We start from the raw sequence: 15,872 nt of genomic DNA on the forward strand, positions 1-15,872 counted from the left end.
TTTACCGGCTGTTTGACTGGACGCACAGGGGCGAGCACGGGCGCCCGAAGGAGTTGCGACCATGGAGTGGTTTTTAGCACCTGAATATTGGCTGAGCCGGTTGGCTCTCGAACGGGGCACTGCGGCCATCTATCTGATCGCGTTCGTCGCGGCAGCTCGACAATTCCAGGCGCTGATCGGCGAGCAGGGAATTCTTCCGGTACCGAGGTATTTAGCTGGACGATCTTTCTGGAGCGCACCAAGTGTCTTTCATTTGCATTATTCCGATCGGCTGTTTGCCGCCGTCTCCTGGGTCGGTGCGGTGGTGTCGGCGGCGATCATCGCTGGTGCAGCCGATCTCGTGCCCTTGTGGGCAGCAATGCTGATGTGGTTGACACTTTGGGTGCTCTATCTGTCGATCGTCAACGTCGGCCAGGTGTGGTACTCGTTCGGCTGGGAATCGTTGTTGCTCGAGACAGGATTCCTGGTGATCTTCCTCGGAAACGACAGCACGTCGCCGCCGCTGCTAACAATCTGGTTGGCGCGCTGGTTACTGTTTCGGGTCGAGTTCGGCGCAGGTCTGATCAAGATGCGCGGCGACCCGTGCTGGCGCAATCTGACGTGTCTTTACTACCACCACGAAACACAACCGATGCCGGGACCACTCAGCTGGCTTTTTCATCACCTGCCCAAACCGCTGCATCGAATTGAAGCCGCCGGCAACCATTTTGCTCAGCTCATCGTGCCGTTCGGGTTGTTCGCTCCCCAACCGGTTGCCTCCACCGCCGCTGCACTCATCATCATCACCCAGCTGTGGCTGGTGGCGTCGGGTAACTTCGCCTGGCTCAACTGGCTCACGATCCTGCTTGCGTGCAGCGCAATCGACCCGTCGTGGATAACGTGGTGGCCGGCAGCACTACCGCCGATCACCAGGGCGCCGGAACCGTCGGGGCCGCCAACGTGGTTCGCCGGCCTGGTGCTGGCATTCGCGGCCGTGGCGGTGTTCCTGAGTTATTGGCCGGCGCGCAACATGGTGTCCCGGCGACAACGAATGAACGCGTCGTTCAATCCGTTTCACTTCGTCAACAGCTACGGCGCCTTCGGCAGCATCGGCCGCGTCCGCCGGGAAGTGGTGATCGAAGGAACCAACGAGTCAGCGATCTCGGCGCGGACAGTCTGGAAAGAATATGAATTCAAAGGCAAGCCCGGCGCGGCGCGGCGCATGCCGCGACAGTGGGCTCCTTACCATCTTCGCCTGGACTGGCTGATGTGGTTCGCCGCAATTTCTCCGGGCTACGCGCGACCGTGGCTGAGGCCGCTTCTACACCGGCTGCTGTGCAACGATGCGGCGGCGTTGCGGCTGCTGCGTCACAACCCCTTTCCGGATTCACCACCGCGTTATGTCCGCGCGCAGCTCTACCAATACCGCTTTACCACCCCGCACGAGTTGCGACATGAACGCGCTTGGTGGCGCCGCACGCTGATTAGGGGCTATGTCCCACCGATGTCGTACACCGGGTTCACCCCGCCACCCGCCGCTTAGACAGTCAACCAACGGCCACGTCATCACGATGGTCCGGCATCCCCGGATGGACACAATGGTGGCAGGCTGGCCAACGAACGTGTCCCACCGGAAGCATCAACCCAACGAAGGATGTCAACGTGCCCATCGCCACTATCAACCCGACGACTGGCGAGACAGTCAAAACCTTCGCACCGGCAACCAGCGATGAAGTCGAAGCGGCGATCGCCCGCGCATCCGAGCGCTTCGCCGACTACCGCCATACCAGCTTCGCCCAACGCGCCCAGTGGGCCAACGCAACCGCCGATTTGCTCGAGGCCGAGGCAGACCGTACCGCCGCCATGGTAACCCTTGAGATGGGTAAGACGCTGGCCTCAGCCAAAAGTGAAGCACTGAAGTGCGCCAAGGGTTTTCGCTACTATGCGCAGAACGCCGAAGCGTTACTCGCCGACGAGGCGGTTGAAGCGGAAAAGGTAGGCGCATCCAAAGCCTATAGCCGATACCAACCGCTCGGCGTGGTGCTGGCCATCATGCCGTGGAACTTTCCACTTTGGCAGGTCGCTCGGTTCGCCGCGCCGGCTCTGATGGCTGGCAATGTCGGCATTCTCAAGCACGCGTCGAATGTTCCGCAGTGCGCGTTGTACCTGGCCGACGTTATTGCCCGCGGCGGTTTCCCGCAAGGCTGCTTTCAGACCCTGCTCATTCCGGGAAGTGGCGTCGAAACCGTTCTGCGCGATCATCGAGTCGCCGCGGCGACCCTCACGGGAAGCGAATCGGCCGGCCAGTCAGTCGGGGCCATCGCCGGCGACGAGATCAAGCCCACTGTGCTTGAACTCGGGGGCAGCGATCCATTCATCGTGATGCCATCCGCGGATCTGGACGCTGCGGTAAAGACAGCGGTCACTGGCCGGGTACAGAACAACGGCCAGTCCTGCATCGCGGCCAAACGGTTTATCGCCCACGCCGACATCTACGACCAATTCGTCAACAAGTTCGTCGAGCGAATGGCAGCACTGCGGGTCGGAGATCCGACCGACCCCGAGACTGACGTGGGTCCGCTCGCCACCGAACAGGGCCGCGCAGAGGTCGAACAGCAGGTTGACGCCGCGGCCGCAGCGGGTGCGGTAATCCACTGCGGCGGCATGCGTCCCGACCGACCTGGATGGTTCTACCCGCCCACGGTAATCACCGACATCTCAAAGGACATTGCGCTGTACACCGAAGAGGTCTTCGGCCCTGTCGCGTCGGTGTTCCGCGCCGAGAACATCGACGAAGCGATCGAGATCGCTAACGCCACGACATTCGGCCTCGGGTCGAACGCATGGACACAAGACACGATCGAGCAACAACGATTTGTCGATGATGTCGTAGCCGGTCAGGTCTTTATCAATGGGATGACCGTGTCCTATCCCGAACTTCCGTTCGGGGGTGTTAAACGGTCGGGCTACGGCAGAGAGCTAGCCGCTCATGGAATCCGCGAATTCTGCAACGTCAAGACAGTCTGGATCGCCTAAAGCCAAGACGGAGTACCGAGACCACCCCGCCCTAGCCGCTCGGCTACGGGCGCATCTGGTAGGCACCGCTCATCGGCAGAACGTGGCCCTTCCAGATCTGTTCGTAGCGCGCCGGATCATGCACCGGACGGCGGATCATCCGCATCGCCAGACGCGCCTGTTCATCGGTGGTAGCCGGCTTACCGCCCAGCTCAATCGCATAGCTGTTGACGTCCCTGACTAACAACGCGAAAATCTCGTCGAGCAGCGCCTCACCGACACCAGACAACGGAGCCTCCTCCAAGAGGAGCTGGGCATAAGGCACCGTCGCGAACAACTGGCCCACCCCGAAGACAAAGTCGATGTCTTTCTGCTGCCCGGCGTCAGGACTGGCGCTGGCCAGCATCTCGGCCAGCATGTCGATCTGTTCACGCAGCAACGCGACGTTAGGCAAGTGAGCAAAGCTGGCAAAAGACGTATGCCAATCGTGAAAACGAACCCTGCCCAGGCCCCCGGTAGGCCCCTGGTCGAACAAGAACACGTCGTCGGCGGCGTCGTCGCGGCGGGGAATCAACGGCAGCGCGGCATCGGGGGCGAACAGGAAGTTGGGCATGAACTTGCCCAGTAATCCGATGTTGATGTGCACTGTGCCTTCCAAGCGGGGCAGCAGACCGATCTCTCGGGCCACCGTTTCGAAGAACATGTCCTTTTCCACGCCCTTGGCTGCAATGACATCCCATAACGCGGTGACAACTCGCTCCCCTTCGCTGGTGACCTTCGCCTTGGTGAGCGGGCTGTACAGCAGATAGCGACGGTCTTCGGCGGAAGCACTACGCATGTAGTCGGATGCACGGGCTGCGACCATCTTCATTGCGACCAACCGCACATAGGCATCGATGAGCAGCCGCCGCACGTGACTGAAGTCGGTGACCACCGTCCCGTACAGATAGCGGTTGGAGGCGTGCGTGATTGCCTCGTACATCGCGTGCGTGCACATCCCGATCGAGCCCCACCCCAGGTTGTACTTACACACATTGACGGTGTTGAGAGCCGCGTGGAAAGCCTCCGGGCCACGGTGCAGAATATCGGCCTCGACGACCGGATAATCGCGCAGCGCGTAATTGGCGACGTAATTCTGCGAGTTCACCACATTCTTGATCAGGTCGTATCGCTCATGCGCAGAGTCGGCGGCGAAGAAGACGTACTCGTCCGTCCCGGCGATCTTGCCGAAGGTGGATACCATCCGGGCGACGTTGGCGTTGCCGATGTAGTACTTCTCCCCATTGGCGACCCAGGAAGACCCACCACCATCTGTCGGGGTAAGGATCAAGTCGGTCTGATATACGTCGGCGCCGTGAGCCTGCTCCGACAGCCCGAACGCGAACACTTCACCGGCTTCAAGCTGATCGGCAGCTTTGCGCTTGGCGTCCTCATTGCCACTCATCCAGATCGGGCCCAAACCCAGTGCTGTCACCTGGAAGGGGTACCAATAGTTCAGTCCATAGAAACCTACGATCTCGGCGAACTCGCTAATTCGGTAAGTGTCCCAGCGGCAGTCTTCAGTGCCGTATTTGGCGGGTGTCAGTAGGGAAGCAAAAATACGTTCCCGGCCAACATGGTCTAAGAAATCCGAGTACCACGTCCGTTCGTGGTCGTCGTGTTTGAGCCGAGCCTTTCCCCTGGACTCGAAAAAATCGACCGTCGCAGCCATGATCTCCCCGGAGCGACGGTCTGGGTATTGGCGTTCTAAGCGGTTGGGATTTAGCAGCATGACGGGTGGCTCCCGGACGGGTTGGGAACTGACGAGGCTGACGGTACTGCAATCGGGCCGCCAACGGGCCAATAGCTCGCACCGCGAGCACTATTGACCTCCCCCTAGAGCGACCTAGCATCGTTGATGTGTCGGAGTTAGCTACCGCCAGGGGACCCATCGATACTGCTGAACTGGGCGTCACACTCATGCACGAGCACGTGTTCATCATGACCACCGAAATCGCGCAGAACTATCCAGAAGCCTGGGGCGACGAGGAAAAGCGGGTCGCAGACGCCATCGCCCGACTCAACGAACTCAAGGCTCGCGGCGTGGACACCATCGTCGACCTCACCGTGATCGGGCTGGGCCGCTATCTGCCGCGTATCGCACGGGTCGCGGCGGCCACCGAACTCAACATCGTCGTCGCTACCGGTCTGTACACCTACAACGACGTGCCATACTGCTTCCACTACCTAGGTCCGGGCGCCCCACTGGGCGGTCCTGAGCCGATGACCGACATGTTCGTCCGCGATATCGAGCAGGGTATCGCCGACACCGGTATCAAGGCCGGCATCCTCAAATGCGCCACCGACGAGCCCGGTATCACCCCCGGGGTCGAACGGGTACTGCGTGCTGTGGCTCAAGCGCATCGGCGCACCGGAGCGCCGATATCCACGCATACTCACGCCGGACTGCGGCGCGGGCTCGATCAGCAACGCATCTTCGCGCAGGAGGGCGTCGACCTTAGCCGAGTGGTCATCGGCCACTCGGGCGACAGCACCGACGTCGGCTATCTGGAAGAACTTGTCGCCAACGGCTCCTACCTCGGGATGGACCGGTTTGGCGTCGATGTGATCCTGCCTTTCCAGGAGCGAGTGAACATCGTGGCCCGGATGTGCGAGCGCGGGCACGCGGACAAGATGGTGCTGTCGCACGACGCCAACTGCTACTTCGATGCGCTGCCTGAGGCGCTGCTACCGGCAGCTGCCCCCAACTGGCATTACCTGCACATCCACAACGACGTGATTCCAGCACTAAAGGAACGTGGCGTCACCGATGAGCAGTTGCAGACCATGCTCGTGGACAACCCGCGCCGCATTTTCGAACGACAGGGCGCCTACTAGCGGCCCGGTCCGACTCGCGATGCCGAGGTCAGGGCGCGATTGCGTCTGCTTGACGATCACCGGCCAGATTCCGCGGCGGGTTTGATCTCGACTGTGTTCCGCCCCGCTCCCAGCGGCGCAGCGCCTCCCGGCAGGGCGACTCGACAAGCGCGTAGCTGACCGCGGCAATCGCGATTCCGAAGATCAGCGTCAACACCAAAACGGTGGGCATCCGGCCGGTAAAAGCAAACGTGCCGATCACCGGGAACACCATGGCCAGGGCAGCCAAATGCCAGATGAACAGGCCATAAGACCAACGCCCCAGAGTAACCATCGCCGTGCTCCCGAGCATCCGGTGCGCCGTGTCTGGCCGGTCCAGCACTAAAGGCGCCACCAGAGCGAACGCGACGACCGAACCCATTGCCGTCTTCACAGCGAATTGTGCGGCGGTGCCCGGGACCAGTCCTTCCGGACCGGCCAGCGGGGAAGCCGCCACCAGGTAGGCCAACACCGCCACGAAGCCCACGAGCACACGGCGGCGCGCCAACCGGTGCGGCAACCCGATCGGACTGTAGGCCCATTCCGCCAGCAACATTCCCGCAGCGAACCAGGAGAAGAACGCCGGCGGCCAATTCAATTGGTTTACTCCTGAGGGCAGATCCAGCGGCACCCAGCCCCAAGCCCAGCTGAGGACGCCAAGGGCGGCGATCGCCGGCACCCGCGCACGGACTGCAAGGCGACGGGCCAGCAACGCGAGTACGGGTAATACGAGGTAGAAGGTGACTTCGACAGACAGGCTCCACATCTGAGTCAAGCCGCCGGTCAGGGTAAGCGGCACATAGATCTGGGTGAGCGTCAGGTTCGCCAACCAGAGCGTAGGGCTGGCGTGGCCCGCGTCGGGCAGCAGGGAAAGAATAATGACAACCGCAACCACATACGCGGGCATGATCCGGACGACCCGCGATCGCAGGTAGTGGCTAGTCCGCGGGCGCGGCTTCAAATCTCGTGCCGCCGCGGAGTGCCCGCGCCACAACAGGAATCCGGACAACGCGAAGAAAACCGCCACAGCCAGATCGAAGCGGCCGAACAACCGGCCCGCGACACCGCTCGAGTGTCCCGTCTGGAAGGCGACGTGAGTGACGACCACACCAATCGCTGCGCATGCGCGCATTCCCTCGACAGCGGGCAAAAAGCTGCGGGTCCCGCCCACCTGCTGGCCATCGGTCACAATCACAGTCTGCCGGCAACGGGTCATCCGGCGAATCGGGTATGCCGTAGCCACCCAGCTCGATTACCCGCCGGGACCCATCTTCGCGTGAGAATAGGTTTGTCCGCACGGACGACCCCGCATTCTGCTGTTAGGGTCAAACGGGTTTTGACTCGCTGCATGGCCGGGTCGGAGCGGGTCACGACTGACCAGTCAGTGGACCAAGACGAATCCGTGGACCAAGAGGAGGTCACAGCGAGGTGAACCGTGCAGTCATGTTGCGGATCGCCGCATGCGGGACTATTGGCCTCGGTGCCGCCCTGCTGATCGCCGCGTTGCTGCTGTCGACGTACACCAGCAGCAAGATCACCAGGATTCCGCTAGATATCGACGCAACGTTGATAAGCGACGGCACCGGCACCGCAATCGACTCAGCGTCTCTGTCCGCGCAGCGGATGGTGGTCAACAAAGATATCCCGGTGGTGTCCCAACAACAGGTCAGCGTCGAGTCGCCGGCCAACGCCTACGTGGTCACCCTCCAGGTCGGGAACTCACTTCGACGCACCGATAAACAGAAGGACCATGGCCTGCTGCTGGCGATCGTCGATACGGTCACCCTCAACCGAAAGACGGCGATGGCCGTTTCGGACGATACGCATACCGGCGGCGCTGTCCAGAAACCGCGTGGTTTCAAGGACGACAACCCGCCGACCGCGATCCCACTGCGACACGACGGTTTATCGCACCGCTTCCCGTTCCACACCGAGAAGAAGACTTATCCCTACTTTGACCCGATCGCGCAGAAGGCGTTTGACGTCAACTACGAGAGCGAAGACGACGTCAACGGCTTGACGACTTACCGCTTCACCCAGAACATCGGCTACAACACCGACGGGAAGCTGGTGGCGCCCATCAAGTACCCATCGCTGTACGCGGGCAACGAGGACGGCAAGGTCACCGCACCGGCCACGATGTGGGGGGTTCCTGGCGAACCCGACGAGCAGATAACGATGACTCGCTACTACGCCGCGCAGCGGACCTTCTGGGTCGACCCGGTTTCCGGCACTATCGTCAAAGAAACCGAACACGCCAACCACTACTTCGCGCGCGACGCCCTAAAGCCCGAGTTGACGATGGCCGATTACAAGGTCACGTCGACAGAAGAGACTGTCGAATCCCAAGTGAATGCGGCTCGCGACGAGCGTGACCGACTGGCTCTATGGTCGCGGGTGCTACCGATCATGTTTACCGCAGCCGGTTTAGTCGCTCTGGTGGGCGGAAGCCTACTCGCCTCGTTCAGCCTTCGAGCCGAGAGCACGTTGGCCGATCCCGGCCAGGACCGCGACGACCACGACTTCTTCAGCGGCAGCGGGCAGGAAGAACCGGTGCCCGGCGCCGAAGCCGAGACCGAGAAGCTGCCCTCACAGCGCCCCGAACTTGAGCGCGACCCGGGCCCGACCGGCTCGGGTCCGCCGGAGTCCGCCCCGCCGCCCAATCCTCGCACCCGCGACCAGGGCTCGTCCCCGGCGGACCCACCCAGCCCCGGCCCGCCGGAACGGATTTAGCCGGGCAGCGCGCCGCGCGTGCACGCGGTATGCCGCGAGGCTCTGCGCTGGTCCCGGCCGGGCTACGCGTTGGTTCTCGCACTGTTGGTAACTGCCCCGCTGGCCCGGCCCGGCTATCTTTTGCTGCGCGACGCCGTGTCGACTCCGCGGTCGTATCTGACCGACAACGCGCTGGGTTTGGCAACCGCGCCGCGCGCCACTCCGCAAGATTTCGCGGTTGCTCTGGCGTCGCATCTGGTCGACGGCGGGCTGGTGGTGAAGGCGCTGCTGCTCATCGGGTTGTGGCTGGCGGGTTGGGGTGCAGCGCACCTTGTCGCGGCGACACTGCCCGAGGCGGGAACGGGCGGCGAGTTGATCGCGACCACGCTCGCGATCTGGAATCCCTACGTCGCCGAACGGCTCCTGCAAGGGCATTGGAGCCTGCTGGTCGGGTACGGCTGCCTACCGTGGGTTGCCAAGACGATGCTGGCGTTGCGTTCATCCGGCGGAACAGGCCGTCGACAGTGGTTGGATTTCTTCGGGTTGACCTTCTGGATCGCGCTGGCCGGCCTGACCCCAACTGGGCTGCTGCTCGCCACAGTCGTCGCGCTGGCCTGCGTGGCCGCACCTGGTGGAGGTCAGCCGCGTTGGCTGTGCGCCGTTGTCGCATCAACCAGCGCGCTGACAGGCGCCTTGCCCTGGCTGACGGCGTCGGCGCTGGGACCCGCGTTGACCGCCCACACCGCGGCTAACGCGCTAGGAGTTGACGCGTTCGCGCCACGTGCCGAGCCGGGTCTGGGCACCGTCGGTAGCCTCGCCAGTCTCGGTGGGATCTGGAATGGCGAGGCCGTACCCGACTCCCGGACAACGTTTTTCGTGGTGATGGCGGCTGTCGTCATGTTGGCGATAGTGATGGCGGGATTACCCCAGGCGGCGCGTCGCCCCGCAGCGGTGCCGCTGTTGCTGCTGGCTGCGGTGTCAGTGTTGGCGCCCGCTGCCCTGGCAACCGGGCCTGGCCTGCAGGTGTTGCGTGCGGTTGTCGATGCCGCACCGGGATTTGGTGTGCTGCGCGACGGACAGAAGTGGGTGGCGCTGGCGGTTCCTGGGTACGCTCTAGCGGGTGCGGGCACGGTAGTGACGCTGCGTCGCCGGCTGCGGCCCGCCGCAACAGCATCGATCTGCTGCCTGGCCCTGGTTCTGACGCTGCCCGATCTGGCCTGGGGTGCGTGGGGCAAGGTCACACCGGTGCAGTATCCGCCCGGATGGGCCACGGTGGCGGCAACGATCAACGATCAACCCGGGTCCCCGGGGCTGATAGCTGTGTTGCCGGCTGGCACTATGCGGCGCTTTCCCTGGGCTGGGCCGGCGCCGGTCCTGGATCCGCTGCCCCGCTGGGTGCGCGCCGATGTGTTGAGCACCGGTGATCTCGTCATTTCCGGGGTGAAGATCACTGGGGAGGGTGCCCGCGCCCAAGCGGTACAGAAGGTGCTTTTGGCGGGGCCAGATCCGATGGAGTTGGCCGCTGCCGGAGTGGCGTGGCTGGTCGTCGAATCCGACAGCGTCGGCGAAATGGGCGCGGCCGAACACACCCTGGACAAGATGTCACCGACCTACCGGGACCGTGGGATCGCTCTCTATCGGATCGGCGGCAGAACCGACCATGCCTCTGGCACTCGCTTCCGATTGAGTGTGATGGCGCATCTGGTGTGGCTGGCTATGCTGATCGCCGGCGGTATCGGCGCGATGGTCACTCGGCCGAGGCACCGCCGTTACCTACGCCGACGCAGACACCACGGGGACAGCGCACCAATTGGTGAGGCGCGGAAGTAGATCTCGCGGCGCGCGATCAGCCAGAGCTAGACCACACCGCTGATCCGGCGGCCCACGCGTACCGCATCCAAGACCGTGTACACCGCATCCGCACTTTGCTTCCACGAGAATTCCCCGCTGCGGGCCTGTGCCTTGGCGCCGAGTTGGTTACGCAGCACCGAATCGGACAGCAGTTGCTCAAGCCGATCCACCAACTCAGCCCGGTCGCGGACTAATACGCCAGTCACCCCATCAATAATCGAGTCCGACAGGCCACCAGAAGACCGGTACCCGATCGTCGGCACACTGTGCTGGGCCGCCTCGACAACCGCAAGACCCCATCCCTCCTTGCGGGACGGCAGCAAGTGCACCCACGAACGTTGGAGCACCTGGTGTTTGTGCACATCGCCGACGTGGCCATGAAAGGTCACCGCGTCGGAAATGCCAAGTCGGTGCACGTGGTCGACAAGACGTTGTCGCCACCAACCTCCACCGACGATGTCGAGGTGCAACCCGGCTAGCCGCGGTCTCAACTCCGCGACTGCTTCCAACGCGTCCTCGATTTGTTTGTGCGGAACCAGCCGGGACAGCACAACCACTCGAGGCGCGTCCGCGCGCGGGCCACAAAGGGATTGCGTCGGCGCCGCGTCGAGCCCGTTGCGTACTACCGCGATTCGCTCGTTGCCCACACCAAGCGCGACAAGGTCGCGGGCCGACGGAAGCGACACGGTCAGATATTGGTTGTCGCGGTGTAACCGCGGCGACAACCTCGACTCGACATACCAACCAATCCGGCCAATCACTGGACCCGCAACCGGCCATTGCTCGTGGTGGCAGTGGTGCACGAGTATCACTGCCTTTCGGCCATACAACAGCCGGGCGACAAAAGGCAAGCCATTCTGGGTATCGACGACGACATCGGGGCGCACTCGGCGTAGCGGCCCGAACCCCAGTCTGGCTGCCGCCATCGCCAGCAACGCCCAGACGTATACCGAATAACGTCCACCAGCACGGCTTATCTGTACGCCGTCAACCACTTCATGTCGTCGCGCACCCGGGTACCGGGCCGTGCGCAACGTGACAGCAATACCCGATAACGCCAACTGCGCCCCGATACGTTGCAGATAGGTTTCGCTGCCGCCGCCCTGTGGGTGCCCGGTATCGCGCCAACACAACAGCAATACCGACCGCAGGCCACCCGAGCCTGGGGTGCGGCGGCCCGCGACCTCACAACGCGCGGCAGACATCGCGCAACAGCCTAGCCCCACGAACGTGTTGGTCGACGATGCGACCCAAAACGGGCCGCCAACCCGGGTACCCCAACAGCGGCCGGTAGCCGCCAACCGTAGGGTGTGACAGGTGGCGGGCGCCCCCAAGGTCACTGACATCTTCGCGCGACGGGCAACCATGACCCGCTTGCTTCGTTTGCTGCGCGAATTCCGCCACGAACAAGCCGAGCCGGCGCGCTTCTACGGCGCACTGGCCGCCGATACCGCGGCAATGGTCGGCGATCTGTGGCTGGCCACGCACGGCGAGTCTTCAGCTGGCCGCACGCTGATCGACGTTGGCTCCGGACCAGGGTATTTCGCGTCCGCCTTTGCCGACATTGGTGTCAACTATATTGGCGTCGAGCCCGACCCGAGCGAGATGCGAGCAGGTGAAACGGCTTTAACTATCGGACAGGATAGAACGGTCCGGGCATCGGGCACGGCGCTGCCATTCGCCGACGACTCTGCCGACATCTGCCTGTCCTCCAATGTTGCCGAGCACGTGCCACGCCCCTGGCAGCTCGGCGCCGAGATGTTGCGGGTGACTAAGCCTGGCGGCCTTGCTGTGCTTTCCTATACCGTCTGGCTGGGTCCGTTCGGCGGGCACGAAATGGGACTGACCCACTATCTCGGCGGCGCTCGCGCCGCGGCGCTATACGCCCGCAAACACGGCCGCCCGGCAAAAAACAATTTTGGGTCATCGTTGTTCGCGGTGTCGGCTGCTGAGGGTCTGACTTGGGCCTCGAGCACGGGCGCCGCGATCGCCGCATTTCCTCGTTACCACCCCAGGTGGGCATGGTGGCTGACATCGGTGCCGGTGCTGCGCGAGTTCCTGGTAAGCAATCTGGTGCTGGTGCTGCAGCCGTCATAACGCCGCGAAATGGTCCGTCTGCTGCCGGACTGTAACAGGTTCTCGTTCTATCTTCGGCTTGGGTAGGGTGGCGGCCATGAGCGACAACCCCAAGACCGAATACGACAAACTTTTTATCGGCGGCAAGTGGACAGCACCGTCGACCTCCGAAATTATCGAGGTGCGCAGTCCCGCCACCGGAGATTACGTCGGCAAGGTGCCGATGGCAGCTGCAGCCGACGTCGACGCCGCGGTCGCCGCAGCCCGCGCGGCCTTCGACCATGGCCCCTGGCCCGCCGCTTCGCCAAAGGAGCGCGCTGCGGTCATCGCCGCTGCGGTGGCGTTGATGGACGAGCGCAAGGACCTGTTCACCGCCCTGCTGACCGCTGAGACCGGCCAACCTCCAACCATCGTCGAAACGATGCACTGGATGGGCTCTATGGGGGCGATGAACTTCTTTGCCAACGATGCCGCGGAACAGGTCCGATGGACCGAGACACGCAATGGTTCCTACGGGCAGACCATCGTCCACCGCGAGCCGGTCGGAGTTGTCGGTGCGATCGTCGCGTGGAATGTGCCCCTTTTCCTTGCAGTCAACAAGCTCGGCCCGGCCCTGCTGGCCGGATGCACGGTGGTCCTCAAGCCAGCCGCGGAAACACCACTGACCGCAAATGCTTTGGCGGAGGTGTTCGCGGAGGCGGGTCTGCCTGAGGGCGTGCTGTCTGTCGTGCCGGGCGGGATCGAAACCGGACAGGCACTTACATCCAACCCCGATATCGACATGTTTACCTTTACCGGCAGCTCCGCAGTAGGCAAGGAGATCGGCCGGCGGGCGGCCGATCTCCTCAAGCCGTGCACGCTGGAGCTCGGCGGCAAATCAGCCGCCATCCTCCTTGAGGATGTTGATGTGGCCGCCGCAATTCCAATGCTGGTGTTTTCCGGTGTGATGAACACCGGGCAGGGCTGCGTGAATCAGACCCGCATACTGGCTCCACGTTCTAGGTACGACGAAATCGTGGACGCGGTAAGCGCTTTCGTGCAAGCACTCCCGGTGGGCAGTCCGTCGGATCCGGCTGTCCAGGTGGGTCCGTTGATCTCGGAGAAGCAACGGACCCGCGTTGAGGGCTACATCGCCAAGGGCATCGAGGAGGGCGCGCGGCTGGTGTGCGGCGGCGGCCGCCCCGAAGGCCTGGACGAAGGTTTCTTCGTGCAACCTACCGTGTTCGCTGACGTCGACAACAAGATGACGATCGCCCAGGAGGAGATTTTCGGTCCTGTCTTGTCCATCATTGCGTATGACACCGAAGAGGACGCGATAGCGATTGCCAACGATTCGGTATACGGGCTGGCCGGCAGCGTCTGGACCACCGACGTGCCCAAAGGCATCGAGGTCTCAAAGCGGATCCGCACCGGGACCTACGGAATCAACTGGTACGCCTTTGACCCCGGCTGCCCGTTCGGCGGATATAAGAACTCCGGCATCGGCCGCGAGAACGGGCCGGAGGGTGTCGAGCACTTCACCCAGCAAAAGAGCGTACTGCTACCGATGGGTTACACGATCACCAGTTAGCGGCCCACGAATCGAGCCTGTCGGCGCTCGACGAACGATTGCACGCCCTCGGCAGCGTCTTCGCTGCCGAACAGGGCGGTGACGTCCGAGCGTAATCGCTCGATCGCGGCGGCTTGTCCGTGCTCGTGCGCCAGATGCGCCGATTTCAGCGTGGCCCGTACACCCAACGGCGCCGCGCGTTCGGCAATCGTATGTGCGATCTCGCGCGCCCGGGCCAAGGCTGCCTCCCCATCGTCGGCCACCTCTTGAACCAGACCGATTCGGTGCGCCTCGGCCGCGTCAAACTCGTCGCCGGTAAGCAGCCAGCGCATGGCGTTTCCCCACCCCGCGTCTCGCGGTAAACGGATCGTCGCGCCACCGAACGGATAGATCCCGCGCTGCACTTCAAGCTGCGCAAAGCGTGTTCCGACAGCGGCGACACGAATGTCAGCGGCCAGCAGGAGTTCTATGCCCAACGTCATGCACCAACCGTGCACGACAGCGACAACAGGTGTGCTCCACGGACCGTCCAGCCGCCAGGGATCGCGACCGCCGTCAGGAAGGGCTATCTGCCCAGCCGCGATGTTGGGGCCGACGTCCACGAGATCCAGACCGCCGGTGAAGTGGTCGCCATGCGCGAACAACACACCGGCGCGCACCGAGGTATCGGATTCCAACAGCGCATAGGCGCGGGCTAAGTCGACCAGCATCGTCCGGTTGAACGAATTGCGTTTGTGCGGCCGGTTCAGGCCGATCATCAGAACAGCCCCATCACGTTCGATTGACACGGTCTCCAAAACGGGCAGCTCAGTCAGGGCGCTATCGGAAGTGCTAGTCATCCACAAAGTGAACCGCACATATCAGTAATATGCAATAGACCATATAAGGAAGACTGCGGGCGCCGCAGGATTGACCAGGAAGTCCCTTGCCAAGCGGTATTCGCTATCGATACCTTGCCGACGCCCAGTCGAATAAATATGCTTTATTGCCTAAACAGCGGGTCCGCATCTCCGATGCGTCAACGCTGCCCACAGCAGGAGAAAACATGCGGATCATCGAGTTCAGCGTCGCTGGATGCCGCTTCCCTCATCAGATACCCCTCGTTCAGCGCAACCCGTTCAGGTTCAGCCCACGTGATATCCACGGGCCAATACAGCATCGGCGTACCGCATGACCCCTGCTGGTGCCGCAGCGAACAGGCGAGGCGGCACCCGCCACAAGATGCTGGTCAGCGCGGCCACGTTAATGCGTGAACGCGGAGCCGCGGGAGTGACCATCGACGCGGTGCTAGCGCGCAGCGGCGCACCGCGCGGCTCGGTCTACTACCACTTTCCGAACGGGCGCAATCAGATTCTCAGCGAGGCTCTGCGCTACGCCGGCGATTCCATCACCGGCGTCATCGATGGCACCGCCGACCGGGGAGCCAAGGTCCTGCTGCGAGAGTTCGTCACATTCTGGGAACGCCTGCTAGCCGACGGAGACTTCACTGCCGGCTGCCCCGTGGTGGCAGCGGTGGTCGGCTCAGCCGACGACGAACCCGAATTGTCCACCGCGGCAGGCGCCATCTTGGACCGTTGGTGCGCGGCATTGACCAGGGCGTTCGTCGCTGACGGCTTCGATGAGGCTAATTCGGCTTCGCTGGCCACGACCTCGATCGCCGCCCTGGAGGGCGCAATTGTGCTGTGTCGTTCCACTCGCAACGCGGGCCCGTTGCGCGAGGTTGGCGAACAGCTGGAGTTCCTGGTCAATGCACGCGAATTCGTCGCCCGCGGTAAAACGCAACCCGAGTGACGAC

Annotated in this window: 12 protein-coding genes; 8 read left to right on the forward strand and 4 right to left on the reverse strand. The window is 63.1% G+C overall.

Annotated features, from left to right (window positions below; genetic code table 11):
• Window positions 1-61 precede the first annotated feature (61 nt).
• Both ACO07W_RS09850 and ACO07W_RS09855 read left to right on the forward strand, forming a co-directional pair.
• On the forward strand, window positions 62-1,522 hold the full coding sequence (locus ACO07W_RS09850) for a lipase maturation factor family protein (RefSeq protein ID WP_421842780.1): 1,461 nt from the start codon (window positions 62-64) through the stop codon (window positions 1,520-1,522).
• Between the two features lie 119 nt (window positions 1,523-1,641).
• On the forward strand, window positions 1,642-3,015 hold the full coding sequence (locus ACO07W_RS09855; RefSeq protein ID WP_421842782.1) for an NADP-dependent succinic semialdehyde dehydrogenase: 1,374 nt from the start codon (window positions 1,642-1,644) through the stop codon (window positions 3,013-3,015).
• A 43-nt stretch (window positions 3,016-3,058) separates the two neighbouring features.
• On the opposite strand, the gene ACO07W_RS09860 is transcribed toward ACO07W_RS09855, so the two are convergent.
• Window positions 3,059-4,765 carry an acyl-CoA dehydrogenase family protein gene (locus tag ACO07W_RS09860; RefSeq protein ID WP_421842784.1) on the reverse strand — a complete coding sequence of 569 codons (1,707 nt, stop codon included), beginning with the start codon at window positions 4,763-4,765 and terminating at the stop codon, window positions 3,059-3,061.
• Between the two features lie 128 nt (window positions 4,766-4,893).
• Here ACO07W_RS09860 and ACO07W_RS09865 point away from each other — a divergent pair, with 128 nt between their 5' ends.
• The gene (locus ACO07W_RS09865; RefSeq protein ID WP_421842786.1) at window positions 4,894-5,871 is read left to right on the forward strand and encodes a phosphotriesterase-related protein; all 978 of its coding nucleotides are present in this window, start codon (window positions 4,894-4,896) and stop codon (window positions 5,869-5,871) included.
• A gap of 28 nt (window positions 5,872-5,899) precedes the next feature.
• On the opposite strand, the gene ACO07W_RS09870 is transcribed toward ACO07W_RS09865, so the two are convergent.
• Complete coding sequence (locus ACO07W_RS09870; RefSeq protein ID WP_421845908.1) at window positions 5,900-7,105, reverse strand: acyltransferase family protein; 1,206 nt, start codon at window positions 7,103-7,105, stop codon at window positions 5,900-5,902.
• A gap of 212 nt (window positions 7,106-7,317) precedes the next feature.
• Here ACO07W_RS09870 and ACO07W_RS09875 point away from each other — a divergent pair, with 212 nt between their 5' ends.
• Together ACO07W_RS09875 and ACO07W_RS09880 are read left to right on the forward strand one after the other, a co-directional pair.
• Window positions 7,318-8,622, forward strand: a complete 1,305-nt coding sequence (locus ACO07W_RS09875) for a DUF3068 domain-containing protein (RefSeq protein ID WP_421842788.1) — start codon at window positions 7,318-7,320, stop codon at window positions 8,620-8,622.
• A 42-nt stretch (window positions 8,623-8,664) separates the two neighbouring features.
• The gene (locus tag ACO07W_RS09880; RefSeq protein WP_421845909.1) at window positions 8,665-10,431 is read left to right on the forward strand and encodes a hypothetical protein; all 1,767 of its coding nucleotides are present in this window, start codon (window positions 8,665-8,667) and stop codon (window positions 10,429-10,431) included.
• 26 nt (window positions 10,432-10,457) lie between these two features.
• Here the strand turns inward: ACO07W_RS09880 and ACO07W_RS09885 are convergent, their stop codons facing one another.
• Window positions 10,458-11,657: a glycosyltransferase family 4 protein gene (locus tag ACO07W_RS09885; RefSeq protein WP_421842790.1), complete on the reverse strand. Its 1,200-nt coding sequence runs from the start codon at window positions 11,655-11,657 to the stop codon at window positions 10,458-10,460.
• A gap of 160 nt (window positions 11,658-11,817) precedes the next feature.
• Between ACO07W_RS09885 and ACO07W_RS09890 the strand changes: the two genes are divergently transcribed.
• The gene (locus ACO07W_RS09890) at window positions 11,818-12,549 is read left to right on the forward strand and encodes a class I SAM-dependent methyltransferase (protein WP_421845910.1); all 732 of its coding nucleotides are present in this window, start codon (window positions 11,818-11,820) and stop codon (window positions 12,547-12,549) included.
• 76 nt (window positions 12,550-12,625) lie between these two features.
• Window positions 12,626-14,098 (forward strand): aldehyde dehydrogenase, encoded by a 1,473-nt coding sequence (locus ACO07W_RS09895; RefSeq protein WP_421842792.1) that lies wholly within the window; start codon window positions 12,626-12,628, stop codon window positions 14,096-14,098.
• Here ACO07W_RS09895 and ACO07W_RS09900 read toward each other — a convergent pair.
• Window positions 14,095-14,916 (reverse strand): crotonase/enoyl-CoA hydratase family protein, encoded by an 822-nt coding sequence (locus ACO07W_RS09900; protein WP_421842794.1) that lies wholly within the window; start codon window positions 14,914-14,916, stop codon window positions 14,095-14,097. The genes ACO07W_RS09895 and ACO07W_RS09900 overlap by 4 nt on opposite strands.
• Before the next feature lie 331 nt (window positions 14,917-15,247).
• Between ACO07W_RS09900 and ACO07W_RS09905 the strand changes: the two genes are divergently transcribed.
• The gene (locus ACO07W_RS09905) at window positions 15,248-15,868 is read left to right on the forward strand and encodes a TetR/AcrR family transcriptional regulator (protein ID WP_421842796.1); all 621 of its coding nucleotides are present in this window, start codon (window positions 15,248-15,250) and stop codon (window positions 15,866-15,868) included.
• Window positions 15,869-15,872: the final 4 nt, after the last annotated feature.

Source organism: Mycobacterium sp. (assembly GCF_965230835.1).
In the GTDB taxonomy this organism is placed as follows: Bacteria; Actinomycetota; Actinomycetes; order Mycobacteriales; family Mycobacteriaceae; genus Mycobacterium.

Coding starts and splice junctions, on each gene's coding strand:
- ACO07W_RS09850 (WP_421842780.1), top strand. CDS start 62: ATGGAGTGGTTTTTAGCACCTGAATATTGGCTGAGCCGGTTGGCTCTC.
- ACO07W_RS09900 (WP_421842794.1), bottom strand. CDS start 14,916: ATGACTAGCACTTCCGATAGCGCCCTGACTGAGCTGCCCGTTTTGGAG.
- ACO07W_RS09905 (WP_421842796.1), top strand. CDS start 15,248: ATGACCCCTGCTGGTGCCGCAGCGAACAGGCGAGGCGGCACCCGCCAC.
- ACO07W_RS09885 (WP_421842790.1), bottom strand. CDS start 11,657: ATGTCTGCCGCGCGTTGTGAGGTCGCGGGCCGCCGCACCCCAGGCTCG.
- ACO07W_RS09870 (WP_421845908.1), bottom strand. CDS start 7,105: ATGACCCGTTGCCGGCAGACTGTGATTGTGACCGATGGCCAGCAGGTG.
- ACO07W_RS09895 (WP_421842792.1), top strand. CDS start 12,626: ATGAGCGACAACCCCAAGACCGAATACGACAAACTTTTTATCGGCGGC.
- ACO07W_RS09890 (WP_421845910.1), top strand. CDS start 11,818: ATGACCCGCTTGCTTCGTTTGCTGCGCGAATTCCGCCACGAACAAGCC.
- ACO07W_RS09860 (WP_421842784.1), bottom strand. CDS start 4,765: ATGCTGCTAAATCCCAACCGCTTAGAACGCCAATACCCAGACCGTCGC.